This is a genomic window from Arthrobacter echini (assembly GCF_004803505.1).
Taxonomy (GTDB): Bacteria; Actinomycetota; Actinomycetes; order Actinomycetales; family Micrococcaceae; genus Arthrobacter_D; species Arthrobacter_D echini.
The window spans coordinates 188805-215207 of sequence record NZ_SSWH01000002.1 but is presented as its reverse complement, the minus strand read 5'-3'; the positions used below and the strand labels follow the sequence as shown (position 1 = coordinate 215207).

The window sequence follows — 26403 nt, the reverse complement described above, 5'->3', positions numbered from 1 at the left end:
ACCGGGGACAGGTTCCCTTGCTGCCCGGCGTTCATCCCCACCCACGGAGGTAGAGCAGTGGCAGCACCCATGGACCGGATCAGGGGCCTGGCCTCGCTCCTGTGGCGTGAGGCGGCGAAGTTCGGCGCGGTGGGAGGCATCGCATTCGTCATCGACAACGGTCTCTACTGGTACCTGATCCACGGGCCCATGAGTGGCAGCGAGGTCAAGGCGCGTTTCGTCTCGGCCGGTGTTGCGACCGTCTTCGCCTGGGTCGCCAACCGGTACTGGACCTTCCGTCACCGCCGCCAGCCCAACGCGGCCCGCGAACTGGGCATGTTCGTGCTCATCAATGTCATCGGGATGGGCATCGCCGCAGGATGCGTCGCCGTCGCGAAGTACGGGTTCGGCGTCACCGAGCCGCAGCCGCTGTTCCTCGTGGGGATTCTCGGTACGGTGCTCGCGACACTCGTCCGGTTCGTGGCCTATCGCTTCTGGGTCTTCAACGTCGAGCTCGACGCGGAACCCGGGTTCGGTCACGACCGGGAGCTCGTGCACGGCCGCCCCTCGGCGCAGGGCCCTGTGCCGGAGGGCGGAACGGCTGCCCGGATGCCGGACGAGGCCCGTGCGGGGCGTTCTACAGCCGATCAGTGATGCGCTCGCCGAGCACCATGCCCTCCGAGACCGCAACGCCCTCCTCCACCAGGACGAGCGCGCCGTCCTGGTTCCCCTCCCAGAGGGTGTAAGCGGCTGCCAGCGCTCTGAGCACCGTGGATCCCGGTTCTAGGAGCAGGGTCGGTGTCCGGCCGGGGGCCGAGCCCGCGCTGCCGGTGACCGGTGAGGGCGAGGTGAGCTCCCGCACCAGATCCCGGGCATCCAGTGTCCTGCGTCCCACGCGCACGAGAGGGGCGGAGCCTGCAACGCCGCCGCCCACCGGGTCGGGGAACACATCATCCTGGGAGCGCACCTCCGCCGCGAAGTCGACTGCTCCGGTGGGCAGCGACCCCTCCCATGCGGGGGCCAGCGACCCGAGGGCCACACACACCAGGACACGCGGAGGCTCGATGCCCTCGAGGGCCGTCGCGGACAGGACGAGCTCGCCCTCGGGGACCGCGTCGGGGGAGAGCTCCTCACGCGCATCGGGATCGTGACCGTCCGCCAGGACGACGACCGCACCGATCCGCCAGCAGGCGAAGGCGAGGGCGAGGGTCTTCCAGTGCACCGGGAGGTCGAATGCCACCTCGGTGCCCTCCACCGCGTCGAGCTCCTCCACGAGGAGATTGGAGCTCTTGGCGACCCAGTTGTCGAAGACGCGACCGGAGAGCTCGATCCGGCCCTCGTTACCGTGCCAGATGAGGCGGGGGGAGGCGGGGCTGCTCGAGCGCATCCTCGCCAGGAGTGCTGCTGGTGACTGCGGCATGGGTGCATCTTCCGGCTCGGAGGTGGGGCTGCGGCGTAGCGCCGAGGTGGATGATCGGGAGACGACGAGAAAAACAGGTAGTCGCTCCGGCGTGGCGCCCGTGGTTGTTTCCGCTCCGACTCTATAAGATCCTTCTTCCGCTTGACGAAGGAAGACTTACGCCCGTGTAATTAGGCATCGGATTTGTTCCAGCAGCGGGAAGCGATCGTCGACCCTGTTGATGCTGGAACGGCACCACCGGGAAGGCTGATATGGGGCAGGCAGAACGCACGCAGGAACGATCCGGGATCGAGATGGAGGCAGCGGTTCACTACGGCTCGGGGTCGGACCCCTCGGACTGGTTCTTCGATCCTGCCGGTCCGGTGGAGTCCTGTCCTCAGCCTTCGCTGTCGGCGCTCGAGGACCAGGCAACGGCGTTCCTCGCCGCGCACGGCGCGCTGTCGGCGTTCCCGGATGCATTGTTGGCCGACGCCGCAATGTCCGAGATCGTCGAACGCCCGAGCAGCGCCGTCGCGCTTCCGTCAGCCGGGCGGAGGGCCTCCGATCCGGCCGGATCCGATGCCCCGTACGGCTCCGGAACCTCGTTGTTCCCGGTACCCGCAGCCCCGGCGGTAGCTCTCGTCCTGCCGATGACGCCGGGCAGTGTCGACGACGACGGCGAGCTGTCCTGGCAGACCGATGCACTGTGCGCGCAGACGGATCCCGAGGCGTTCTTCCCCGAGAAGGGCGGCTCCACCCGCGATGCGAAGAAGGTGTGCGGCTCGTGCAGGGTGAGGTCCGAGTGCCTCGAGTACGCCCTGGACAAGGACGAGCGGTTCGGCATCTGGGGCGGTCTGTCCGAGCGTGAGCGTCGCAGGTTGCGCAGGGGCGTCGGCTGACCGAGCTGTGGGATCCGAGTACTCTGTGGGATCCGAGTACTTCCGGCGCCCGCCGGTACGGTGCCTCGGTGACCGGGCTCAGGCCTGCGATCGGCCGTAGGCCGGATCCACCGCCTCCGGTTCGAGGCCCATGAGTTCGGCTGTCTGCTCCACCACGACGTCGTGGACGAGTTCGTTCAGTGGCAGGACGTTCCGTGCGGCCATGAGGATCGGATGCCTGTAGAGCGTGATCACCGCGGGCCGTCCGGGACGGGCGGGAGTGGACGAGCCCAGCAGGCCGTTGATGGTCTCGGCCGTCCTGTTCTCGAGATCGTCAGGGATCTCCTGCACCACGATCTGCAGGTCCTGGATGCGCTCGCCCCACAGTCTCTCGAGTCGCTGCACGGAATCCAGGACCCAGTCGTCGAACCGCTCGGACCTCGAGCGGGATCCGGGCAGATGCTGTGGAAGCAGTTCCCCGCGCAGCCCGCGTCCCCTGCGGTTCCGGCGTCGCTCGAAGAAGGAACGCGCCGGATGCCCTGCCCCGCGCGTCGGATCGGTCAGCTCGACCGAAAATGTCGCAGCATCCTCCATGGGACGACTCTAAGCCTTGAACCTGCGTGTCGCACCCGGCGTACTCTCCGGGCGTACTCCTCTCGCCCGCACCGGACGGCGATCGTCGTCCATGCCCGGTAGGCTTGCCCATCGTGGGACCACTCCGTCAATGCTCGAGATCGACCTGCCAGCGGCGCGCGGTAGCCACGCTGACCTACGTCTATGCGGATTCCACCGCCGTCGTCGGTCCGCTCGCGACCTATGCCGAGCCGCACACCTACGATCTGTGTTCCCCGCACGCCGAGGGCCTGACAGTGCCCCGCGGCTGGGAGATTCTCCGCCTGGCGCTGCCCGACGCCGCGCCCGACCACCACCCGGATGATCTCGTGGCCCTGGTCGAGGCCGTCCGGGAGGCCGCCGCCGAGCCCGAGCCGACCACGCCCGGCCGACGTGACGCCAGGACGCCCATGGAAGTCCCGGCCGGCGTCGCGGGAGCGGCGCCCAGGCACCTGAGGATCCTCCGCGAGCCCTGACGGTCCACGATAGACTGGCATCAGCCACCCTCCCCCTGATCGATACGGCGAAAGCGTCCCATGCCAACTCTCCATGACCACCTGCTCGATGTGCTGCGCTGCCCCGTCACCGGGTCGACGCTTGTTCAGGACGGCGATGTCCTGCGCTCGTCCACACCGGGCCCGGACGGCCCCCTGAGCTACCGGATCGAGGACGGCATTCCGGTGCTTCTTCGCGCCGATGCCACCGTCGACCGCCCCTGAGACCCAGAACCACCCGGAGGAACCAGTGAGGAACAGCAGACCATGACGATCGAGTACAGAGTCGCCGATCTTTCCCTCGCGGAGGCGGGACGCCACCAGATCCGTCTCGCCGAGCACGAGATGCCCGGCCTCATGGCACTGCGCGCCGAATTCGCCGATTCACAACCGCTCGCAGGGGCCCGTATCGCGGGTTCACTGCACATGACCGTGCAGACCGCGGTGCTCATCGAGACCCTGACCTCGCTCGGTGCGGAGGTGCGCTGGGCCTCGTGCAACATCTTCTCCACCCAGGACGAGGCCGCCGCCGCCGTCGTCGTCGGTTCCGGCTCGGTGGAGGAACCCGCCGGCGTTCCCGTGTTCGCGTGGAAGAACGAGAGCCTCGAGGACTACTGGTGGACGGCCACGCAGATCCTCACCTGGCCCGGCCGGACCGACGGAGCCGGGCCGAACATGATCCTCGACGACGGCGGCGATGCCACGATGCTCGTCCACAAGGGAGCGGAGTTCGAGGCGCTCGGTGCGGTGCCGGCCGCCCCGCAGGAGGGCGACGCCGACTACTCGCACGAGTACGCGATCTTCCTCGACACCCTCCGCTCCACCCTGGAGTCCGAGCCGCGGAAGTGGACGGACATCGCTGCGGGCATCAAGGGCGTCACCGAGGAGACCACCACGGGCGTCCATCGGCTCTACCAGCTCGCGGCACAGGGCAAGCTCCTGTTCCCCGCGATCAACGTGAACGACTCCGTCACGAAGTCCAAGTTCGACAACAAGTACGGCATCCGCCACTCCCTCCCCGACGGCCTGAACCGGGCAACGGACGTGCTGATCGGCGGGAAGGTCGCCGTCGTGTGCGGGTACGGCGACGTCGGCAAGGGGGCCGCGGAGGCGCTCCGCGGGCAGGGTGCCCGGGTCGTCGTCACCGAGATCGACCCGATCTGTGCCCTGCAGGCAGTCATGGACGGCTATCAGGTCGCCGCTCTCGAGAGCGTCCTGGCACAGGGAGACATCTTCATCACGACCACCGGCAACAAGGACGTGATCCTGGCAGCCCACATGGCCCGGATGAAGCACCAGGCGATCGTCGGCAACATCGGCCACTTCGACAACGAGATCGACCTCGCAGGGCTCGCACGGATCCCGGGAATCGAGAGGATCGAGATCAAGCCGCAGGTCCACGAGTGGGTCATCCCGGCGGACGGGGCCGAGGGCGTGGAGGAGCACTCCGTGATCATGCTCTCCGAGGGACGCCTGCTGAATCTGGGCAACGCGACCGGTCACCCCTCGTTCGTGATGAGCAACTCGTTCGCGAACCAGACCATCGCCCAGATCGAGCTCTACACGAAGTCCGGGCAGGAGGACGCGGAAGGGAACCGCGAGTACGGGAACGAGGTCTACGTCCTGCCGAAGATCCTGGACGAGAAGGTGGCACGCCTGCACCTGGACGCTCTCGGCGTCGAGCTCACGGAGCTGACCAAGGCTCAGGCCGAGTACCTCGACATCGATGTGGCCGGGCCGTACAAGTCGGACCAGTACCGCTACTAGGTGCGGCATGCTCGGGGGGCCGCCTCTGATGGGGAAGTGCGGCGTATGATGTGCCGAAACATGCAAGGGGGGGTGGGCCGATGACGCAGGAAACAGGTGTGCGAACCGTACGGCGCAGTGGCTGGAGGATCGCAGCGGTCTGTGCTGCGATGGTCCTCATCGGGGGGTGCACGGGACCTGACGGCGCCGAGCCGTCGGGCAGCGGGATGACGTCGTCCTCCGCACCCTCGGCTTCGTCGTCATCCGCACCATCGTCCCCATCGCAGTCACCGGCGTCGGACGCAACCTCCGGACCGGCGGCATCCCGGGTGGCTGACGCGTACACGGTGGAGCTCACGCCGACGGACGGGGCGTACGGTGTCAATCCTGCAACGCCCGCGACGGTGACGGTCGACGGTGCCATGCTCGGCACCGTCGACGTCCGACCGAGCGCTGGCGGCTCACCCGTGGCCGGTTCCGTCTCCGACGATCAGGCCACCTGGACCGCGACCGAGCGGCTCGCCTTCAACACCCAGTACTCGGTCAGCTACAGCGTGCTCGATTCCGCCGGGCAGGTGCAGCATGCGGAGTCGACCTTCACCACCGTGGAACCCGCCAACGAGGCCGACGCCGCGATGTTCCCGCTGGACGGCAGCACGGTCGGCACCGGGCAGCCCCTGCAGTTCACGTTCAGCGAGCCGGTGACGAATCGCGATGCAGTCGAGAAGGCCATCACCATCACGAGCACCAGCGGCCAGGAGGGAGCGTTCTACTGGTTGCCGGACAGGACGGGCAAGGTCTCGGACACGGTGGTGCGGTACCGGCCCGAGACCTTCTGGGAGCCGAACAGCACGATCACGGTGAGCATGGATCTCTTCGGCGTCGACTTCGGCAACGGGATGATCGGCAACGGTGACACGACGATGACCGTGAAGACGCACAACACGCGCCTGGCCGTGGTGGACAACGCCACCAAGACCATGGAGGTCTATCTCGACGGCAGACTGGACCGGACCTTCCCCGTGACGCTGGGAACGGACGAGTGGCCCTCGACCGAGGGCTACATGGTGGTGATGGAGAAGTACGAGAGCACTCAGTTCACGGCGGAGTCGATCGGGCTCCATCCGGGTGACCCGCACTACTATCCGCCGACCGTCGTCAATCATGCGAGTCGATTGAGCAGGGATGGGGCGTTCGTCCACGAGGCGCTGTCCGATGCGCAAGACGCCTTGGGCACCGAAAATGTCTCCCACGGCTGCATCGGTATGTCCCCCGAGGGCGCCGAGTACTTCTACGACACCTTCGCTGCCGGGGACGTGGTGGAGATCCTCAACACGGACTACGGGCCCATGTACGTGGACGACGGCTTCGGCGACTGGAACGTCCCCTGGGACGAATGGGTCAACCAGCCCTAGCTGCGAGGAGGCCCGGATCCTCAGGGCGCTGCAGCTACGCGGCGGCTCACGAACGGTGCCGAAAGCGCAGGAACGACCGTGATCCGGGACCCTGGCCGGTAACGTCTGCCATCTCGACGCCGGGGCTGATCGGGCCGGCTAGGTGAAGGGCAGCCGGTGGATCCTTCTCGCCGTCGCTTCGGTCCGCTCACGCTGGCGCAGCATCGCCGTGTAGTCGCGATCGCGGCGCGAGGAGATCACCGCCCGCAGGAACTCCTCCGGTGGTGCGTGCCCGGGAGGCGGCGGGGACACGTGGTGGGCGGCCTCCGCAGCGAGATCCCGGGAGATCGACCGGCGCGCCTGCACGGTCAGCCGTGGCGCCTGAGCCAGGAACTGCGACATGCGGCGGGCCAGCGGATCCGGCAGGCGTCCGATGTCGGCGACCTGCGCCCACGGCTGCAGGCCCGGCGGCATGAGGACCAGAGCCCGGGGAGTCGAGACCAGCCGCTCCCTCATCGCATAGGTGCCGGCGAGCAGATCACCCAGCCGCTTGGACTTCTCGTTGAACAGGGACACCAGGAACGCGAGCGATCCGACGAGGAGGTAGATCTCCAGCACCGCCACCATCGCGCGGATGAAGGCCTGACGGAAGCGGACGGCACCGCCGTCGTCGCGCACGATCCGCAGCCCCATCACCAGCCGGCCCAGGGACTTTCCCCGCGTGAGCGTCTCCACGGTCACCGGCAGCACGACCACCAGCAGCACGACGACGACGAGCAGGAGCGCCGTCGTGAGGGCTGTGTCGAAGACGCCGCCGAACACGTTCCCGATCAGCAGGATCAGCAGGACGGCGAGGATCCCCTGCGCCACGATGTCGATCATGACGCTCAGTCCACGCGCCGCGAATCCCGCCGGTCGGAGTTCGAGGACGACGGCCTCACCCGTGACGACCGAACTCATCCGACCCCCGTGCCTCGTGTACGTGATGTCCTGGGGCGTCCACGCGAGCACCCCAGCTGGACCCAGCCTATCGTCGTCGTATCACGGCCGGATCACCGCCGCGAGCAGGTGTACCGCGGTCTGCCCCGACCAGCTCCGTGCGGGCCTGTCATGACTATAGGGTTGGGCGCATGGACGTGGACGCATTCATCGAGGTGCACCGCGGCGACTGGGAGCGCCTCGATCACCTGGTCCGACAGCGCCGTCTCGACGGTGCCGAGTCGGACGAACTGCTCGTGCTGTACCAGCGCGTGTCCACGCACCTGTCCATCATCCGGTCGCTCGACCCCGAGAGTGCGCTCTCCGGTGCGCTGTCCATGCGCCTGTCCAGGGCCAGGACCCGCTTCACCGGGGCCCGAGGCAATGCCCTGGAGGACCTCGCCCGGTTCTTCGTGATCTCCCTGCCGGCAGCCCTCTACCGGGTGCGGTGGCTCACCGTCGCGATTGCGGTGGTGTTCGTCGTCGTCGCCGGACTGTACGCACGCTGGGTGCTCGGCACCCCCGGGGTCATCCAGGCACTCGGATCCGACGAGGACCTGCGTCAGTACGTGGAGCAGGACTTCGTCGGCTACTACTCCGAGAATCCGGCGGCGTCCTTCGCCGGTCTGGTCTGGACCAACAACGCCTGGATCGCGGTGCAGGCCGTCGCCTTCGGCGTCACGGGCTTCTGGCCCCTCTACATCCTGTACCAGAACGCACAGGGCATCGGCCTGGCAGCGGGCATGATGGCGTCCTACGACAGGCTCGACGTCTTCTTCCTCTACATCCTCCCGCACGGCTTCATGGAACTGACGGCGATCTTCGTCGCGACGGCTGCCGGGCTGCGGATCTTCTGGGCCTGGGTCGCCCCGGGACGGCGCCTGCGCTCCGAGGCGCTGGCGCAGGAGGGCCGGGCACTGATCACCGTCGCGCTCGGGCTCGTCGTGGTCCTGCTCGTCTCCGGGCTCGTGGAGGGCTTCGTAACACCCAGTCCGCTGCCTCCCTGGCTGCGCCTGACCATCGGCTTCCTCGTCCTCGCCGCCTACTGGGCGTACACCCTGATCCTCGGCCGGCGAGCGGTGCTCGCAGGTCACAGCGGGGATCTCGACGCCGCGGACCGGGGCGCGGGCGTCATCACCGCCTAGGTGTACTTCCCTGTGAGGTCACGCCCGCGGATCACGGGGAACACGCCGGTGGTGCCGCCGGGTATTCTCGACAGGGCCGGACATCACGACCGGTGACGTACAGGAGGAGACAGGGCAGTGGCACGCACCGACGGGATCCGCACGACCGACGACGACGGCCGGCAGACGGTGGTCCACGGCCCGACGGCGGGCGCGAGTGCAGTGACCCCTCCGGTCCTGGACCGGGACGCGGCGCGCCGCGCCGCGCTGCGTGATCGTGCGACGACCTGGAGGAAGCCCCGGTTCGCGCGGTTCCTCCAGGTCGTCGTCGCCCTGTTCTTCCCGGTCGTCGTGGTGGCAGCGGCTGTGCGGTTCGTCGCGACGTCGTCGTTCCTGTGGGTCGAGTATCATCGCCCGGGCTTCCCCGCGGACCGCTTCGGTTTCTCCCTCGAGGACCGCATGACGTACGGCTCCTATGCGCTGGACTACGTCGTGAACTTCGCGCCTCCCCGGTATCTCGGGGGACTCGTGGGCGAGGACGGGGAGCCACTGTTCCTCGCCTCCGAGGTCGATCACATGACGGACGTGAAGCAGGTGCTCGGACTCGGGTTCTTCATCGGCCTGGTGCTCCTGGTCCTGGCCGTCCTCGCTTGCGTCCATCTCCGCCGCCGCTACAGCGGAGGCGTCCGCCGGGCACTGTTCGCGGGCGCGGTGCTGACCCTGGCAGGCGCAGTGATCCTCGGGGTGCTCGCCGTCGTGGCCTGGGAGCAGTTCTTCACGCAGGTCCACGCCGTGTTCTTCCCCGACGGCACGTGGACGTTCCGCATCGACGACACTCTCATCCGCCTGTTCCCCGAGCAGTTCTGGTCGGACTCGGCAACCACGGTGGGGCTCCTGGTGCTCGTCGCGACGGCCCTCACCCTGCTGCTCAGCTGGCCCACGAGGGCGCGGCGCGAGCGCTCCCTGCTTGCACAGGACCAGGACTCGAGCCGCTTCCGTGAGGCTCTCGGGAACTGATGCCCTGGCCGTCCTCAGATCCAGCTCGGTAACCACATGCGCATCCGCCACTGCTCGTAGGGGATGATCTCGGCGGTCCAGATCGGCAGGAAGTAGGCCGAGAGCACGACGGCGGCGGCGAGGAAGAGGCCCACCAGGACGACGCCCCACGTCCGCCGGGCGCCGTCGGCCCCGGGGGCGCCGAGAACGAGACCGAGACAGTAGGTGAGGGCCAGGATGAGGAACGGTTCGAAGGACACCGCGTAGAAGTAGAACGTGGTGCGCTCCGGGTACAGGAACCACGGCAGGTATCCCGCGGCGACGCCGGTGAGGATCGCCGCTGCCCGCCAGTCGCGGCGCCCCAGCCAGGAGAACAGCAGCACGAGGAGCGAGAGTGCGGCACTCCACCAGATCAGCGGATTGCCGAGGACCGTCACCGCCTGCGAGCACGCCTCCGCGCCGCACCCCTGGGGCTTCTCGTAGTAGAACGACGTGGGCCGCCCCACCACCAGCCAGGACAGGGGGCCGGCCTCATAGGGGTGGTCCGAGCCGAGACCGCGATGGAAGCTGTAGGCACTGCGGTGGTACTCGGCGAGGGAGCGCACGCCGTCCGGCAGCCAGCCCCACAGCGCGGAGGGATGCTGTTGGGCCCACTGGCGGTCGTAGGCGTCGGTCGAACGGAACCAGCCCGTCCAGGTCGCGAGATAGGTCGCCAGCGCCACCGGGACGATGCTGACGAAGGCCAGCAGGCCGTCCCTGACCACTCCGCCGAGCATCCAGCGGTGGACGCCGGCGATCCGCCGTGCACTGAGGTCCCAGGCGACACTCAGGAGGCCGAAGGCCGCGATGAACGGCAGGGCGGACCACTTCGTGCCCAGTGCCAGACCCAGACAGATGCCCGCGACCAGTCGCCACCACCGCAGGCCCAGGAAGGGCCCGTACATCAGCTGCCGCCGAGGCGGAACGCCGATCCCGCTCGTGGCGGCGAGAGCCGCGAGTCGGCGCGCGAGCCGCCGTCGACCGTCGTCCCGGTCCACGAGGAGTGCGGCGAAGGCGGCGAGCAGCCAGAAGCTGAGGAAGATGTCGAGCAGAGAGGTGCGCGACTCGACGAGGTGATGACCGTCGACTGCCAGGAGCAGCCCGGCCGCGGCTCCGAGGATCGCCGAGCCGAACATCCGCTGGGCCACGAGAGCGATCAGGAGCACCGAGAGCGTGCCGACCAGTGCGGCGGAGAAACGCCATCCGAACGCGTTGTCGGAGCCGAACAGGGCCATGCCGAAGGCGATCATCCATTTGCCGACGGGCGGGTGCACCACGTAGTCGGCGGAGTCGAGCAGGACGTCGGGGTCACCTGCCGCGAAGGATTCGTCGGCGTCCTCCGGCCACTCGCGTTCGTACCCGGAGCGCAGCAGCGAATAGGCGTCCTTGACGTAGTACGTCTCGTCGAACACGAGCGAGCCCGGCTCGTCGAGTCTGACGAAGCGCAGCACCCCGCCCAGGACCGCCATCAGGAGCGGAAGGATCCAGCGCGGCCAGCCGGCGTGGGAGACCGGGCCGAGGAGCCGGATGCGCAGTGCCGCCTCGGTGAAGGCCCGACGTGGATCGAGCACGCGGGATCCGCTCTGCTGCGCCGGGTCGCGTCGGGGCTGGACGGCGGCGTGGCTCACATTGTCATGGTACCGGCGCGTCATGGTACCGGCGCGTCATGGTTCCGGCGCGGACGGCACGCGCCGGGGATAGGGTGATGAGGTGAACCAGCCACCCGGGGCCGTCGGCCAGAACACGCACGACGACGTCGACATGCAGTCGGCAGACCCGCAGCCTGACTCCCTGCAGCCTGCGGTCACCGCCTATCGGGGTACTGCCGGCGACGGCAGCGGTCGGGGTCGCGTGGTCCTGGCAGCGACCCCGATCGGCAACATGGGCGATGCGACCGAACGGCTCATCGGTCTCCTGCACAGCGCCGACGTCGTCGCCGCCGAGGACACCCGGCGTCTGCACCGGCTTGTCCAGGCACTCGGCGTGAGCCGCACGGGCCGGATCATCAGCTATCACGAACACAACGAGGCCGAGCGGACGCCGGAGCTCCTCGATCTGGTGCGGGAGGGCGCCACCGTCCTGGTGGTCACCGACGCGGGTATGCCGGCGGTGTCCGATCCGGGCTACCGGCTCGTCGAGGCGGCGGTCGCGGAAGGACTCGATCTCACGACCGTGCCCGGTGCCTCCGCGGTCCTTGCCGCGCTGGCCCTGTCCGCACTGCCGACCGACCGATTCTGCTTCGAGGGCTTCCTGCCGCGCAAGGCGGGGCTGCGCGCGGTGCGCCTCGCCGAACTGACCTCCGAGCGTCGCACCATGGTGTTCTTCGAGGCTCCCCACCGGCTCGAGGCCATGCTGCGCTCACTGCAGCAGGAATTCGGCTCGGACCGTCCGGCCGCGGTGGCGCGCGAGTTGACGAAGGTGCACGAACAGGTGATCCGGGGATCGCTGGTGGAACTGCTGCAGTGGGCCCAGGACGGCGAGGTGCGTGGCGAGATCGCCGTCGTGGTCGGCGGAGCTCCTGATGCGCCGCTCTCCCGACCGGAGGATCACGTCCTCGAGGTCACCGCCCTGCTCGAGGACGGCATGCGCCTGAAGGATGCGGTCGCGGCGGTCTCCGCCACCGCTCGGGTGAGCAAGCGCGAGCTCTACGCGGCGGTCATCGCCTCGCGCTGACCGCCGCGGGGACTGTGCAGGAGTCCAATGCACATCGCGCGTAGTGGTGCAGCTTCCAGTGGACAGCCCTCGTGGGCAGGGTTAGCGTGAGCGGGAATGTGCCGTCGGGCACGCCCGGAATCTTTGCGAAGGAGCTCGCTATGGCTGTCACCATCGACCAGGAGAACGCACTGCTCGAGAAGGTGCCCACGGGTCTGCTCATCGGCGGCCAGTGGCGCCAGTCCTCCTCGGGCGCCACCTTCGACGTCCAGGATCCTGCAACGGGCAGCACGCTGCTCACGATCGCCGATGCGACTCCGGAGGACGGCATGGCAGCACTCGACGCGGCCGTCGAGGCGCAGGCGGCCTGGGCGGCCACCGCTCCCCGCGAGCGGGGGGAGATCCTGCGCCGCGCCTTCGACCTCGTCACGGCGCGCGCCGACGAATTCGCGCTGCTGATGACGCTCGAGATGGGCAAGCCGCTGGCCGAGGCGCGAGGCGAGGTGACCTACGGCGCGGAGTTCCTCCGCTGGTTCTCGGAGGAAGCCGTGCGCGCCTCCGGCCGGTATTCTCTCGCACCGGACGGCAGGTCGCGGCTGCTGGTGCACAAGAAGCCCGTGGGGCCGAGCCTGCTCATCACACCGTGGAACTTCCCCCTGGCGATGGCCACCCGGAAGATCGCACCGGCCATCGCGGCCGGCTGCACCATGGTCCTCAAGCCGGCCGCCCTCACTCCGCTGACGTCCGCCCTGTTCGCCACGGTGCTGCAGGAGGCAGGCCTCCCGGCAGGAGTCCTGAACATCGTCACCACCACGAACGCAGGCAGCGTCACGGGTCCGCTGATCGACGACTCCCGGCTGCGGAAGCTCTCCTTCACGGGGTCCACTCCCGTAGGACGCAGCCTCCTCGCGGCAGCATCGGCGAACGTCCTGCGGACCTCCATGGAACTCGGCGGTAATGCCCCGTTCCTCGTCTTCGAGGACGCGGACATCGATGCGGCGGTGGACGGCGCCATGATCGCCAAGCTGCGGAACATGGGCGAGGCCTGCACTGCCGCGAATCGCTTCATCGTCCACGAATCGGTGGTCGATCGCTTCGCGGACGCCCTCGCCGAGCGCATGGGGACCACGACCACGGCGCGCGGCACCGAGGAGGAATCGACGCTCGGCCCGCTGATCGACGGCAAGAGCCGCGACAAGGTCCACGACCTGGTGACCTCCGCCGTGGCCGACGGCGCCCGGACCGTCACCGGTGGAGAGCCGGTGCCCGGGGACGGGTACTTCTACCAGGCCACGGTGCTCACGAGCGTGGCCCGGTCCTCGAGGATCCTGCAGGAGGAGATCTTCGGGCCGGTCGCGCCGATCGTCACGTTCAGCACCGAGGACGAGGCCGTGGAACTGGCCAATGACACCGAGTACGGTCTGGTGGCCTACGTCTTCACTCGCGACCTGAACCGCGGCCTGCGGATCGGTGAGCGGCTGGAGGTCGGGATGCTGGGGCTCAACGCCGGCGTGATCTCGAACGCGGCGGCGCCCTTCGGTGGTGTCAAGCAGTCCGGTCTGGGCCGCGAGGGTGGGGCTGAGGGCATCGAGGAGTACCTGTACACGCAGTACGTCGGTATCGCCGATCCCTCGGCCTCCTGACGGGCGTCCGCTGACGCCGCCGCCCGTCAGCGGAGCGTACGCCCGGAGCGGGTCCACAGTGACCGCGGCAGGAGCCGCGCCCGTATCCTGACGGACAGGGGGCTGCCGCGTCGCAGGGCGGCGGTGACGGCGTCGACGTCGCCCCAGCTCTGCGCGACCGGGCGCTGGCGTGCGACGGTCCGGACGCTTCCGGGCTTGGGCCCGTCCACAGGATGCAGTGCCGGACCACTCGGGTCGGCCTGCTCTGCGTATTCGGCGTGTTCGTACCCCGAACGCAGCCGTGAGAGAGAATCCGCGGCTCCACCGTCGAGCCCCGCGTCCCGGGCCAGTCGCCGCTCGAAGCTCCGTGGGGTCTCGGTGGGTTCCGGCGCGTACCCGTGGTCGGCGGCGGCGTCGCTGGTCTCTGCCCAGGCGAGTGTCGCAGCCTCCTGCACGGGTGTACCGGTCGCTGTCGCGGAGCGACGCCTGGAACCGGTCCTGAGCGTGCGCAGTCCCAGGGGCAGCAGCACCACGAGTGCGAGAGCCGCGACGAGCAGCCCGGCGACGAGGACCGGGGCCACGGCCGGTTCCCCGGTACCGCCGGGTCCGTCCTGGTCCGTCGCCTCGGAGGTCTGCGGCGTCGTCGGCTCCACCGCGTCCGTGACTCCGCGCGGATTCAGGGCATCGGAGTCGTCGGCGCTCGTCCCACCCGGTACGAACGCCTGCTGCGCGTAGGCCGGGACCACTCCACGTGAGGGCGTGGGCTCGAAGCGGACCCAGCCCACGCCCTCGAAGTACAGCTCGGGCCAGGCATGGGCGTTGCGGGAATCGACGGTGAACTGCTCGAGCTCCAGGCCGCCCGGGCCGATCTCGACGTCACCCGTCGCCGTGCCGGGTGTGTACCCGATGGCCACTCGGCTGGGAATACCGGCCGCACGCGCCATGACCGCCATGGTCCCGGCGTAGTGCACGCAGTATCCCGCCTTCAGCTCGAGGAACTCCGCCATCACACCCATGCCACTGCCGTCGTACCCGCCCTCCACGGGTGCCTCCAGCGAGTAGGTGAACTCGGGGCCGCGCAGATAGCTCTGGATCGCCAGGGCTTTGTCGTACGGATCGACGAGGTCACCGGCGACGTCGTCCGTCGTCGTCAGGACGATCTCCGGCGTGTCGGCGGGGAGTCCGGAGAACACCTCCGGGACAGCCGCGCCGGCAGAGGGCCGGACATCTGCCAGCCCCTCCTTCGTGAGTGACGCCGAGCGGCTCCGGACGAGATAGTCCTGGCCCGCCGTGGAACCACCGTCCGTCGCCATGATGGACAGATTCGCCGGATCCCAGGCCCAGTTCCCCGCGAGATCGATGACGCTCTCGGGCGCGTAGGGTGACAGGAGCCAGGGGCTGGCGTAGCTCTGCGTCCGGATGTGGGTGTAGATCGTCTGTCCGGTGGTGGTTTCGGGTGCCCCCCGCTCCGCTCCGATCCGGGCGACCCCCTCCTCTCGGTCGTTGATGCGCTGGTCGGGCTCCCATCGACGGCCGCTGAAATCCTCGAGGGTCACGGCACGCAGGTACACGGGGGAGTCCGAGTTGGTGGAGTAGGTGATGCGCCCGGACCCGGAGGGGTTGCGCAGATCGTTCCCGAGCGTCACGACCGGGTTCAGGCCCGAGGCCGTGCCCCACACGTTCAGGCGCGAACCCTGCGGGAAGGCCCCGGAGGTGAAGCCGGGGATGAGCTGGGGCAGGGCCACGGTCACGGCGAGCGCCGCCGCCGTGATGATGAGGCTGCGGCCCACGAAGCCGGAGGACGGCCTCCCGCCGGCGCCGGCGAGCCGGTTCTCGCGCCACTGCGCCGCGGCGAGGAGCAGGAGGAAGGCGAGGACCGTGACGACGAATGCGCTCATCCCGACGCCGGCGGGTTTCACGATGGCCGCCGGGATCATGACGACGATCAATGCCAGACCGCTCGCCGCAGGCATGCGCAGCGACGTGGAGAGGAGATCGACCAGGATGGCGACTGCTCCGAGCGACGCGCAGATGACCAGCAGGATCCCCGGGTCCGCCAGGACGGGAGCGACCTCCGACACCACGGTCTCGCCGGCCATGGCCAGCAGTCGCCGGACCTCGAGCCGGCTACCGGGTCCCGGAACCACGCCCAGGATGCTCTGCCGCGGGAGGAACTGCGCGCTCAGGGTCCCGACGAGCGCGACGAGGCCGACGAGGGTCGGCAGCACCCTGCCCGGGCGTACCGTCCGCACGAGCGCCATGACCAGCAGGACCGGGACGAGGGTGCCGGTGACCGGCCGGAACCACGTCCACGGCTCCACCACGCCGTTGAGACTGCTCGCGGCCGCAACGACGGTGAGCAGGACCGCACCCGTCACCAGCCAGTGCCAGGGATCAGCCTGACGCAGGGCGCGGGTCTCGGCGCCGCTATCAGGGGGAGCGGAGGGAGCCGATGCGGGACGGGACAGCGTGGAGGTCATTCAGGGCCTTGCCGAGGTGGTTGGGAGGAGAGCCGTACAGCGTCCGGCGCCGGACCACCGGTGGTCATGGCGGACGGCGTGGTGCCGGAGTGGGCAGTGCTGGAGTGGGCAGTGCCGGAGTAGGCAGTGCCGGAATCCTGCTCGAGGCCGGCCCAGACGGCCGGCAGGGCAGCTGCCGGAGAGACCGCGCTCGCATGCCAGCCGGCGCTCCGCAGGATCTCGAGCTCACGGCGCGCATCAGCAGGGCGCTCCGAGACGATGATGGCGTAGGAGGCCGAGCCGTAGTCGACGGCGGAGGCCAGCGCCCGTGCCTCCTCCTGCGTGAGAACGCCGAGGACGGCGATGAGCGGTCCCCGATGCCGCGTGCCGGCGAGTCCGTCCAGCAGCTCGTCCCCGAAGGCAGTGTGCGGCCCCGGAGCCCTGTCCGCCGTCATGGTGCCGTCACTGCTCCTGGTGCTTCGCGCCGGACGCGGCGATCGCCCGGAGGACCGTCCGGGACGCACCGCAGTGCTGCCCGAGGGCTCCCGATGACCACGGCGCCCCGTCTCCGGCGCGAGCTCCAGGGCCGCCAGGCCCTCCGCGATCCCGGCGATGGCACCGGCGCCCCGGTGCTCCTCGTCGGTGGGGAAGGGGGCCGAGACGGAGCGCAGGAGCGCCGGGGCGCCGTGCTGGTCCAGGAAGCGCAGGGCGTAGCTGCGCTCGAGGAGGTGCGCGCTGATGGACATGACCGCCGTCACGGCCCACTCGAAGGCAGGCGAGGTGGACATGGCGTCGGGTCCGGCCGCTGTTCCACTGAAGGCCGCACTGAAACCCGTGGTGAAGCTGTGGTGCCGCTGATCCATCAGGAGGGTGGCCTCGACGGTGGTGACCGATTCCTCCTGGCGCACCATGAGTTCGCTGTGGCGGGCGGTGGCCGGCCAGTGCACGCGCCGCATCGAATCGCCGTGGCGGTACTCGCGGGTCATGACGTCGTCGTCGCTCGGGTTGGCCTGCCTCCGTGTCGAGACACGGCCGTCAGCTCCCCGCACACCGGACAGTGCGGCCCCCAGGAGGTCCACGGCCGAGGGGGTGACCACGAGGTCCTCCGTCCCGCCGAGGACGTGGCGTGAGGTCACGAGGCCGAAGGGATCCATGAACTCCGCCGTGACCGGGCCGATGGCGAAGACACCGCGTGAGGCGCACCGGAGCCGGTACTCGTAGCGCGAGACGCCGTCGGGCATCGGATTCGCCGAGGGGTAGGAGAACCGTGGCGTGTCCCCGAACCGCGCAGGCAACTGCTCCTCCATCGAGATACTCGCCCCGCCCGCGGTGGATGCGGTCAGCTCCAGGCTCACCGTCGTCGTGCCCCCGACCTCGATGGGCTCCGGCTGGAAATGTCGTGCGATGGTGAAGCGCGGCTTGACGAGCCGCAGGACGACCGCCGAGGTGACGGGAAGACTCAGGAGCAGGATGCCGACGTAGAGCAGATCACGGCGACCGAGCGTCTGGGCGAACAGGAGCGCCACGACGCCGGAGAGGATGAACCCCCAGCCCCGCGCGGTGAGGATACCCGAGGGTAGCCTGTCGGGAAGTGCCATCAGGTGTCCTCCGGTTCCTGGTCCACGGGTGGCATGCAGTCGTCGTCAGGCACCGTCGGGTCGAGCGTCGTCACGATCGTCAGCGCCGCTGGGTCTGCCTGGCCACGGGAACCCGCGAGAGCACCTCGGCGACGATGGCCGACGCCGTGTCCCCGGCGCTGGTGGCCTTGCGATCCAGCAGCAGGCGGTGTGCGAGCACGGCGTCGGACATGGCGGCGATGTCGTCCGGGAGGACGAAGTCGCGGCCTTCCAGTGCCGCCGAGGCCTTCGCCGCCCTGAGCAGCTGCAACAGGGAGCGGGGACTGGCCCCGAGTCGCAGTCGCGGATGCTCGCGAGTGGCCCGGCCGATCGCCACGGTGTAGTGCTTCACCGACTCGGAGACATGGACACTGCGCACCTGTCGCATCATGTCGATGACATCCGGAACCCCGGCAACGGCCCGGATACCCTCGAGCGGATTCACGGACTGGTGCGATTCGAGCATGTCGGCCTCGGCCCGGGCATCCGGGTAGCCCATCGAGATACGCGCCATGAAGCGGTCCCGCTGCGCTTCGGGGAGGGGGTAGGTGCCCTCCATCTCGATCGGGTTCTGCGTCGCCACGACCATGAACGGATCTCCGAGAACATGCGTACGGCCATCGACGGTCACCTGGTGCTCCTCCATGCATTCCAGCAGGGCGGACTGGGTCTTCGCCGACGCGCGGTTGATCTCGTCGCCGATCACGATGTTCGCGAACACCGGCCCCGGCCTGAACTCGAAGCGCCGTGAGTCCTGGTCGAAGATGGACACACCCGTGACGTCCGAGGGCAGCAGATCCGGAGTGAACTGGATGCGATTGACCGTACAGTCGATGGTTCGTGCCAGGGTCTTGGCGAGCATCGTCTTGCCCACCCCCGGCACGTCCTCGAGCAACAGGTGGCCCTGTGCCAGCAGGACCGTGAGGGCCAGGCGCGCGGCGTCGGGTTTGCCGTCGATCACGGTCTCGACGGCCTCGAGGATGCGGGTGCTGATGTCGTGGAACGCGTCGTCGGGTCCCGTTGCGCCGGTCGGGGGCGCCGGCTGCGGCTCCTGGTCCGTCACGGCGGCGGGTCGAGCGTCCATGGGTACCTTCCGGGCAGGCGGCTGGTGGGCAGTCGCTGCAGTCATCGCTTCATGGACGGCTGCTGGGCGGGTCGACTGGTCCACCGCTGAATGATCCAACAGAGTACTAGCTACAACCGGCCCGCCGTGAGATAAGTTCCTCGAGCTGACTAGGCTTGGCACCATGCCAGCCAGCGCCGAGCCGTCCCCGCATCCCTTTACCGTCGGTGAGACACCTGCGCCGTACCGGGAACCCGAGCCGTCGTCCGGCCCCACCGACGACCCGGCGGAGACCGGGTCCACCGACGACCCGGCGGAGACCGGGTCCACGACCCGTCGATCGCGGCGCAAGGGAGGGTACCCGCCGCTGCCGCAGCCCCTGCCCGTGCCGGTGATCGACAATCACACGCACTTCGACTTCCGCGACGGAGCGGTGGAGGTGTCGGTCGGGGAGGCTCTCGACGTCGCCGCGGCGGCGGGGGTGGGCGGCGCCGTGCAGGTGGGAACCGACCTGGCGTCATCGCGTCTGACGGCGGCCGTCGTCGAGCAGGACGCCCGGCTCCTCGGAGCGGTGGCCCTGCACCCCAATGAAGCGCCCCTCCTGGCCGAGGCGGGCACGCTCGACGACGCGCTGGGGGAGATCGAGGAGCTCGCCTCTGGTGAGCGGGTCCGAGCCCTCGGCGAGACGGGGCTCGACTACTTCCGGACCGGGGAGGACGGCCGGGGAAGTCAGCTGCTGTCCTTCCGCAGTCACCTCGACATCGCCAAACGGCTGGGCAAGGCCCTGCAGATCCACGATCGCGACGCGCACGACGACGTCGTCGCCACCCTGCTGGCCGACGGCGCACCGGATCGGGTGGTACTGCACTGCTTCTCGGGCGACGCCGCACTCGCCCGCCGGTGCAACGAGCAGGGCTGGTACATGTCCTTCGCCGGAACACTCACGTTCAGGAATGCGGCGAATCTTCGTGAGGCACTCCTGGTCGCCGATCCCGCGCTCGTACTCGTGGAGACCGACGCACCCTTCCTCACGCCCCACCCCTACCGCGGACGCCCGAACGCGTCCTACGTGATGCCCGCCACGGTCAGGGCCATGGCGGAGCTCCTCGATACGGAACTCGATGCGCTCTGCGCCCGCTTGACGCGGAACACGGAGGCGGTCTACGGGACGTGGTGACAGGACCCAGATGACAGGACCCAGATGACAGGGCACAGATGACAGCGTATGGATGACGCGCCAACCGGCCCCGGGGGCTGTGGTGCCGGGCCGATACGATGACAGGGTGAGAACCCCCTCTGCTGCAGGACAGCCCGCACCCCTTCTGGGAGCAGCAGACATCCGCAGACTGGCGGCGGAGGTCGAGATCCGTCCCACCAAGACCCTCGGGCAGAACTTCGTGATCGACGGCAACACCATCCGCCGGATCGTCGCAGCCGCCCACCTCGATCCGGGCGAGACCGTCCTCGAGGTGGGCCCGGGACTCGGATCGCTGACCCTCGGCCTCCTCGACGCCGCCGAGCGCGTCGTCGCCGTCGAGATCGATCCCGTCCTGGCGGAACGACTCCCGGACACCATCCTCCGCTGGCGGCCGCAGCGCGTCGCCGCTCTCGACGTCGTCCTCGCCGACGCCCTGCGGGTCACCGCCCTGCCGCACGAACCGACCGCCCTCGTGGCCAATCTGCCGTACAACGTGGCCGTCCCCGTGGTGCTCAATCTCCTCGAGCGGTTCCCCTCGCTCCGGCACGGACTGGTCATGGTCCAGGACGAGGTCGCAGACCGGCTCGCTGCTCCTCCGGGCTCGAGGACCTACGGCATCCCCTCGGTGAAGGCCGCCTGGTACTCGACCATGACGAAGGCAGGGGTCATCGGTATGAACGTGTTCTGGCCGGCGCCGAAGATCGCCTCCGGCCTGGTCCGCTTCATGCGGCGCGACCCCCCGGCGACCCGCGCCTCCCGCGAGGAGGTCTTCGCCGTCGTCGACGCCGCCTTCGCCCAGCGCAGGAAGACGCTGCGCGCAGCCCTCGCGGGCTGGGCCGGGACGCCGGCGCTCGCCGAACAGGCCCTGCGCTCGGCCGGAGTGGCTCCGACGGCGCGCGGTGAAGTGCTGGACATCAGTGCGTTCGCGCGCATCGCCGAGGCGCACCTCGACGAACCCGTCGGGACCGTGGACGGTCAGCGTACCGACTGAGCCGGTGGGCTAGATTGGGAAGCATGGGTCCGGGCAGAACAGTCGATCTGCGCTCCGGCGCACGGTCCGTCCGGGTCCGCGCCCCCGGGAAGATCAACGTGGCGCTGCGCGTCGGACCGCCACGTGAGGACGGCTACCACGGCATAGCCAGCGTGTTCCTGGCCGTGTCACTCTTCGAGGAGGTCACGGCGTCCGAGACCAGCGGCGACGGCGTCAGCGTGAGCGTCAACGGGCAGGGGACCCTCAACCTGCCGCCCGAGTCGATTCCGCTGGATCGTACGAATCTGGCGGTCAGGGCCGCCGAGCTGCTCGCGGAGGTCAGCCCGGGCCGTACCGGCGTGCACCTGGACATCACCAAGCGGGTTCCCATCGCGGGCGGAATGGGCGGCGGCTCGGCGGACGCCGCGGCTGCCCTGCTCGCCTGCGATGCGCTCTGGGGCAGCGGATTCTCGCGGGACGAGCTCGCGAAGATCGCCGTCGACCTCGGAGCGGACGTGCCCTTCGCGCTCGTCGGCGGGACCGCCGTCGGGCTCGGGGTCGGGGACGTGCTCACCCCGGCGATCTCGAAGACACCACTGCACTGGGTGCTGGTCAGCTCCGACTACGGGCTCTCCACGCCCGAGGTCTACCGGAGACTCGACGAGATCCGGCTGCGCGACGGCGTCGACGTCGATCCCCGGCCAGAGATCGACCCGGCGGTCCTCGGCATGATGCGGGCAGGCGACGCGCTCGGCCTGGCACCCCTGCTGCACAACGACCTCCAGCAGGCGGCACTCGAGCTCGCGCCGGGATTGGGCGATATCCTTGAGACGGGAAGGGACGCGGGCGCACTTGCCGGAATGGTCTCCGGGTCCGGTCCCACCATCGCTTTTCTCACCCGGAGCTCCGGCCAGGCGGTCGAACTGGCAGCCGTCCTGGACGCCGAGGGGCTGCAGGCGTTGCCGGTCCAGGGCCCGGCGCACGGAGCGCGGCTCGTCCCGGACGCCGCAGGCTGAGCTCCACCGTTCCGACCGAAAGCAGTATCTCCTTGGCACATCTGATCGGCGCCGAAAATCTCAGCGTCGCCTTCGTCACCCGCACCATCCTCGACTCGGTCTCCCTCGGTATCGAGGAGGGCGACCGCATCGGCGTCGTCGGGCGCAACGGCGACGGGAAGTCCACCCTGCTGCGCCTGCTCGCGCAGCGGACCACCCCGGATTCAGGCCGGGTCACCAAGCGCCGCGACGTCTCGGTCGGGTACCTCGACCAGTCGGACGTGCTCGACGGCGATCTCGACGTCGGGCGCGCGATCGTCGGTGACCAGGCGGATCACGAGTGGGCCTCCAATCCCAGGATCCGCGATGTCATGGGCGGACTCGTCTCGGAGGTGGACTGGCATGCCCGGGTATCCTCGCTCTCCGGCGGGCAGAAGCGGCGGGTCGCGCTCGCGAAACTGCTCATCGCGGACGACGACGTCATCATGCTGGACGAGCCCACCAACCACCTCGACGTCGAGGGCGTGGCCTGGCTCGCGCGTCACCTCAGGCAGCGCTGGCGGGCGAACGAGGGCGGCATGCTCGTGGTGACGCACGATCGCTGGTTCCTCGACGAGGTGTGCAACCACACGTGGGAGGTCCACGACGGCGTCGTCGACGACTTCGAGGGCGGTTACGCCGCCTACGTGCTGGCCCGTGCCGAGCGCGACCGGATGGCCGCCGTCGTCGAGTCCAAGCGCGTGCAGCTCGTCAAGAAGGAACTCGCCTGGCTGCGCCGGGGCGCTCCGGCGCGTACGGCGAAGCCCAAGTTCCGCATCGAGGCGGCCAACGAGCTCATTGCCGATGTCCCCGAACCGCGGGACTCACTGGCCCTGAGCAGGATGGCCATGTCCCGCCTCGGGAAGGACGTGCTCGATCTCGAGGACGTGAGTCTGACGATCAACGACGGCGAGGGACGCGAGCGCGAGCTCTTCGACAGGATCACGCTGCGTCTGGCCCCCGGGCAGCGCCTCGGCCTCGTCGGTGTCAACGGCTCGGGCAAGACCACCCTGCTGCGACTGCTCAACGGTGATGTGCGCCCCACCTCGGGCAAGTACAAGAGGGGCAAGACCGTCCGGACCGCCGTGCTCTCCCAGGAGGTCCGCGAGCTCGACGACGTCAGGGACAGCCGGGTCATCGAGGTCATCGAGTCGGAGAAGCGCGTGTTCGCCGTCGGCGGCAAGGAGGTCTCGGCCGGCCAGCTCGTGGAACAGCTCGGCTTCACGAACGAGAAGCAGTGGACGCGCGTGAGTGAACTCTCGGGAGGTGAGCGACGTCGGCTGCAGCTGTTACGCCTGCTCGTGGGTGAGCCGAACGTCCTGATGCTCGACGAGCCCACCAACGACCTCGACACCGACACCCTCTCCGCCATCGAGGACGTACTCGACGGCTGGCCGGGTACCCTCGTGGTCGTCTCCCACGACCGCTACCTGCTGGAGCGCGTCACCGACTCCCAGATGGCTCTGCTCGGCGACGGCAGGTTGCGTGACCTGCCCGGAGGCGTCGACCAGTACCTCGAACTGCGCACGGCTGCCGGTCCGCTGACAGCCACCGCTGCCGCGGCCTCGCCCGCCGTCAGCGGTGGATCGACCGGCAGCTCCAGCGAGGCGGAGCTCCGTCAGGCCCGGAAGGATCTCGCGCGGATCGAGCGGCAGATCACCAGGGTCGATACGCAGAAGGGGAAACTGCAGCAGCAGATGAACGACGCCGGTGCCAGACCCGACGCCGACTTCGGCCACATCGCCGAGATCAACGGGCGTCTGCAGGAACTGCAGGCGGAGATCGAGGGTCTCGAGGCCCAGTGGATGGAGGCGGCGGAGGTGGTGGGGGAGTAGGGCTCCGGCCCGGGACGATCTCCTCGGCGTGACTCCCCCGATACCGCATCGTGCGGCCGCGACGCACTACCCAAGTATCCGCTACGTGGAATCACGTAATGGCTGCGGGTGATTACTCTTGTCCGCCCGGAGGACGCGGTATTGGCTGGAAAGAGTTGGTCATGGGGAAACCGCGTCCGGGAGAAAGATGTCCTATCACGTCAGTGTCGATGTAGGAACGAGCTATACGGCCGCCGCCATCATCAGGACCGAGGGAGCGCAGCAGGAGCCGCAGATCCTCCCCCTCGGTCTGCGTGCCACGTCCATGCCGTCCCTGGTCTTCATCGACGACGACGGCAGCGCGGTGGTGGGTGAGACCGCGGAGCGAAGAGGGATGCTCCGGCCCGAGTGCCTCGCGCGTGAGTTCAAGCGCCGGATCGGTGACGACGTTCCGCTCGTGATGGGCGGGAACTCAGTGCTCGCCGAGGATCTGTTCGCAATGCTCGTGGGCCACGTGGTCGATCTCGCCGAACAGCGCGAGGGTGAGCCCGCGGCCTCGATCACGGTGACGCATCCCGCTGCGTGGGGCGAACACAGGATCACCTCCGTCCAGGACGCGCTGGTACGCTCCGGGATCGGTGAGGTCCTGGTGATCACCGAGCCGGAGGCTGCTGCTCTCGCCTACGCCGCCCAGCAGCGGGTAGCTCCGGGAAGTACCTTCGCCGTCTACGATCTCGGTGGCGGTACCTTCGATGCCACTGTCCTGGCCAAGACCGCTGATGCATTCACCGTCCTGGGTGAGCCGTCGGGTCTGGAACGACTGGGCGGAGCCGACTTCGATCAGCGGGTGTTCGCCCACGTGATCGGATCCCTACCTGAAGGCCTCACTGATCTCGATCCCTCGGCACCCGGCACCGTGCAGGCACTGACCAGGCTCAGGAGGGAGTGCTCGGAGGCCAAGGAGGCCCTTTCCGCGGACGCGGATGCAACAATCCCTGGGTATCTTCCGGGTGGGCAGGCCCTCGTCCGGCTGACCCGTTCCGAGTTCGAAGCGATGATCGAGCCGGACATCCGCGAGACGATCGACGTGCTCCGTGCCGCGATGGACCGGGCGCAGGTAAACCCCGAGGATGTGTCGGCGATCCTGCTGATCGGTGGCTCGTCCAGGATTCCGTTCGTGGCACAGCTCCTGTCGGAGGAATTCGAACGTCCACTCGCGGTCGATGCGGACCCGAAAGCCTCGATCGCCCTCGGGGCAGCGTTCGCGGCAGGGGCACTCGAGGAGGACCGGGTGGGCAGCAGTGCCGAGGCGGATCCGGCCGGGGACCAGGGGACGGACGCTGCGGGAGCCGAGCACGGCACGGCCAGGCCCTTCGTCCCGCAACACGGGCCGGTGCGCAGGTCAGCGGGTCGCCGGACGGGTACACGCGCGGCTCTCGTGCTCGGCGCGGTGGCCCTGCTCGGTGTCGCCACGGCCACCGCCGCCGGTTTGCCGACACCCCTGTCCGCTCTGACGTCCCTTGCCGGCGGTGAGCGGGCCGACGCCGCCCGGTCCGGGACGGTCCCGGAGCAGACCGACGCATCGGATGACGGCGTCACCGCCGAGGCGGATGAGGCCTCGGTGGACGGGCTCGCGTCGAGCCCGGGGCCCACCCTGCTGGACCGGGTACAGGAGACTCTCAGCGGCGGTCTCTCCGCAGAACCCTCCGGATCCGGGGACGGTGCCCGGACGGCTGGGGCCGATCAGGACGAGCGCAGTGCTTCGGAGGGACCGACCGAGGGACCGACCGAGGAACCGACCGAGGAGCCGACGGACGAGGAGCCCGCCAGGCGCGGCGCGGAGACGATCGGCCCGACACCGGAGCCCGCGCGTTCTGCTGCGACGGACCCCACGCCCGCGGCGCGCTCCACGGGCGACGGATCGATGGTCGCCCCCGCACCGTCCGCGGTGCCGGGCAAGCCACCCCGTGCGCCCGCACCGGGTACGACACCAGTAGCGCCGTCGCCCTCGGTGCCGTCCCCCTCACCGGATCCTCCCGTCGTGGCACCGTCTCAGGAACCGACGACGGAGCCGACAGCCCCGGTTCCCGTGGAACCGACCACGCCTGCTCCGCCGTCGCCCGCCCCCGGATCGATCCCCGTCGAGCCGCTCCCGGAACCACCGGCTCCTACCCCTGCACCCGGCGCAGGTTCGACCGATCCCACGACGGCACCAGGATCCGGCGACGCCGCGGCCGGGGAGGGCAACGGTGCCCGGGCGGAGCCCGCGGGCGAGCCGGAACCACCCGATCCACAGTCGACGCCGGCCGGAACACCCGTCCCCTCGGAGGGCTGAG

The 26403-nt window shown here is 69.3% G+C and carries 22 protein-coding genes; 15 read left to right on the top strand and 7 right to left on the bottom strand.

The window, feature by feature from the left end:
* The first annotated feature begins 69 nt into the window (after positions 1-69).
* Entirely contained in the window at positions 70-633 is a 564-nt protein-coding gene (locus E8P82_RS03355; protein ID WP_136453221.1) for a GtrA family protein, read from the top strand.
* Here E8P82_RS03355 and E8P82_RS03350 read toward each other — a convergent pair.
* Positions 617-1399, bottom strand: coding sequence for a TIGR03089 family protein (locus E8P82_RS03350; protein WP_136453078.1), 783 nt, complete (start codon positions 1397-1399; stop codon positions 617-619). The genes E8P82_RS03355 and E8P82_RS03350 overlap by 17 nt on opposite strands.
* A 251-nt stretch (positions 1400-1650) precedes the next feature.
* On the opposite strand from E8P82_RS03350, the gene E8P82_RS15385 reads away from it, so the two are divergent.
* Positions 1651-2277 carry a WhiB family transcriptional regulator gene (locus E8P82_RS15385; RefSeq protein ID WP_136453077.1) on the top strand — a complete coding sequence of 209 codons (627 nt, stop codon included), beginning with the start codon at positions 1651-1653 and terminating at the stop codon, positions 2275-2277.
* 78 nt (positions 2278-2355) lie between these two features.
* On the opposite strand, the gene E8P82_RS03340 is transcribed toward E8P82_RS15385, so the two are convergent.
* Positions 2356-2850: a metallopeptidase family protein gene (locus E8P82_RS03340; RefSeq protein WP_136453076.1), complete on the bottom strand. Its 495-nt coding sequence runs from the start codon at positions 2848-2850 to the stop codon at positions 2356-2358.
* A gap of 113 nt (positions 2851-2963) precedes the next feature.
* Here E8P82_RS03340 and E8P82_RS03335 point away from each other — a divergent pair, with 113 nt between their 5' ends.
* The 4 genes from E8P82_RS03335 (at position 2964) to E8P82_RS03320 (ending at position 6523) form a co-directional block, all read left to right on the top strand.
* Positions 2964-3344 carry a DUF3499 domain-containing protein gene (locus E8P82_RS03335; RefSeq protein ID WP_136453075.1) on the top strand — a complete coding sequence of 127 codons (381 nt, stop codon included), beginning with the start codon at positions 2964-2966 and terminating at the stop codon, positions 3342-3344.
* Positions 3345-3404: 60 nt separating this feature from the next.
* Complete coding sequence (locus E8P82_RS03330) at positions 3405-3587, top strand: Trm112 family protein (RefSeq protein WP_136453074.1); 183 nt, start codon at positions 3405-3407, stop codon at positions 3585-3587.
* 42 nt (positions 3588-3629) lie between these two features.
* On the top strand, positions 3630-5129 hold the full coding sequence (ahcY, locus tag E8P82_RS03325) for an adenosylhomocysteinase (RefSeq protein ID WP_136453073.1): 1500 nt from the start codon (positions 3630-3632) through the stop codon (positions 5127-5129).
* Positions 5130-5437: 308 nt separating this feature from the next.
* Positions 5438-6523 (top strand): L,D-transpeptidase, encoded by a 1086-nt coding sequence (locus E8P82_RS03320; RefSeq protein WP_246020920.1) that lies wholly within the window; start codon positions 5438-5440, stop codon positions 6521-6523.
* A gap of 138 nt (positions 6524-6661) precedes the next feature.
* Here the strand turns inward: E8P82_RS03320 and E8P82_RS03315 are convergent, their stop codons facing one another.
* Positions 6662-7462 (bottom strand): RDD family protein, encoded by an 801-nt coding sequence (locus tag E8P82_RS03315; protein WP_136453071.1) that lies wholly within the window; start codon positions 7460-7462, stop codon positions 6662-6664.
* Positions 7463-7632: 170 nt separating this feature from the next.
* Between E8P82_RS03315 and E8P82_RS03310 the strand changes: the two genes are divergently transcribed.
* Together E8P82_RS03310 and E8P82_RS03305 are read left to right on the top strand one after the other, a co-directional pair.
* Complete coding sequence (locus E8P82_RS03310; protein WP_136453070.1) at positions 7633-8625, top strand: stage II sporulation protein M; 993 nt, start codon at positions 7633-7635, stop codon at positions 8623-8625.
* A 117-nt stretch (positions 8626-8742) separates the two neighbouring features.
* On the top strand, positions 8743-9621 hold the full coding sequence (locus E8P82_RS03305; RefSeq protein WP_136453069.1) for a TIGR01906 family membrane protein: 879 nt from the start codon (positions 8743-8745) through the stop codon (positions 9619-9621).
* 14 nt (positions 9622-9635) lie between these two features.
* Here the strand turns inward: E8P82_RS03305 and E8P82_RS03300 are convergent, their stop codons facing one another.
* Complete coding sequence (locus tag E8P82_RS03300; RefSeq protein ID WP_425455980.1) at positions 9636-11267, bottom strand: dolichyl-phosphate-mannose--protein mannosyltransferase; 1632 nt, start codon at positions 11265-11267, stop codon at positions 9636-9638.
* 133 nt (positions 11268-11400) lie between these two features.
* Between E8P82_RS03300 and rsmI the strand changes: the two genes are divergently transcribed.
* Together rsmI and E8P82_RS03290 are read left to right on the top strand one after the other, a co-directional pair.
* Entirely contained in the window at positions 11401-12312 is a 912-nt protein-coding gene (rsmI, locus tag E8P82_RS03295) for a 16S rRNA (cytidine(1402)-2'-O)-methyltransferase (protein WP_136453220.1), read from the top strand.
* A gap of 140 nt (positions 12313-12452) precedes the next feature.
* A complete protein-coding gene (locus E8P82_RS03290; protein ID WP_136453067.1) occupies positions 12453-13934 on the top strand; it encodes an NAD-dependent succinate-semialdehyde dehydrogenase in 1482 nt (493 codons plus the stop codon).
* 26 nt (positions 13935-13960) lie between these two features.
* Here E8P82_RS03290 and E8P82_RS03285 read toward each other — a convergent pair whose 3' ends face one another.
* The 3 genes from E8P82_RS03285 to E8P82_RS03275 form a co-directional block, all read right to left on the bottom strand.
* Entirely contained in the window at positions 13961-16393 is a 2433-nt protein-coding gene (locus E8P82_RS03285; protein ID WP_136453066.1) for a transglutaminase TgpA family protein, read from the bottom strand.
* Complete coding sequence (locus tag E8P82_RS03280; RefSeq protein WP_136453065.1) at positions 16390-17970, bottom strand: DUF58 domain-containing protein; 1581 nt, start codon at positions 17968-17970, stop codon at positions 16390-16392. Before E8P82_RS03280 ends, E8P82_RS03285 begins: the two co-directional genes overlap by 4 nt.
* Before the next feature lie 79 nt (positions 17971-18049).
* Positions 18050-19072, bottom strand: coding sequence for an AAA family ATPase (locus E8P82_RS03275; RefSeq protein ID WP_136453064.1), 1023 nt, complete (start codon positions 19070-19072; stop codon positions 18050-18052).
* Positions 19073-19235: 163 nt separating this feature from the next.
* Between E8P82_RS03275 and E8P82_RS03270 the strand changes: the two genes are divergently transcribed.
* The 5 genes from E8P82_RS03270 to E8P82_RS03250 all read left to right on the top strand — a co-directional run bounded on the left by E8P82_RS03270 (position 19236) and on the right by E8P82_RS03250 (position 26402).
* A complete protein-coding gene (locus E8P82_RS03270; RefSeq protein WP_136453063.1) occupies positions 19236-20228 on the top strand; it encodes a TatD family hydrolase in 993 nt (330 codons plus the stop codon).
* Positions 20229-20280: 52 nt separating this feature from the next.
* Complete coding sequence (gene rsmA / locus E8P82_RS03265) at positions 20281-21240, top strand: 16S rRNA (adenine(1518)-N(6)/adenine(1519)-N(6))-dimethyltransferase RsmA (RefSeq protein ID WP_136453062.1); 960 nt, start codon at positions 20281-20283, stop codon at positions 21238-21240.
* Between the two features lie 23 nt (positions 21241-21263).
* The gene (locus E8P82_RS03260) at positions 21264-22235 is read left to right on the top strand and encodes a 4-(cytidine 5'-diphospho)-2-C-methyl-D-erythritol kinase (protein WP_136453061.1); all 972 of its coding nucleotides are present in this window, start codon (positions 21264-21266) and stop codon (positions 22233-22235) included.
* Positions 22236-22267: 32 nt separating this feature from the next.
* Positions 22268-24088, top strand: coding sequence for an ABC-F family ATP-binding cassette domain-containing protein (locus tag E8P82_RS03255; RefSeq protein WP_136453060.1), 1821 nt, complete (start codon positions 22268-22270; stop codon positions 24086-24088).
* Positions 24089-24275: 187 nt separating this feature from the next.
* Positions 24276-26402 carry an Hsp70 family protein gene (locus tag E8P82_RS03250; protein WP_136453059.1) on the top strand — a complete coding sequence of 709 codons (2127 nt, stop codon included), beginning with the start codon at positions 24276-24278 and terminating at the stop codon, positions 26400-26402.
* The last annotated feature ends 1 nt before the right edge of the window (position 26403 follow it).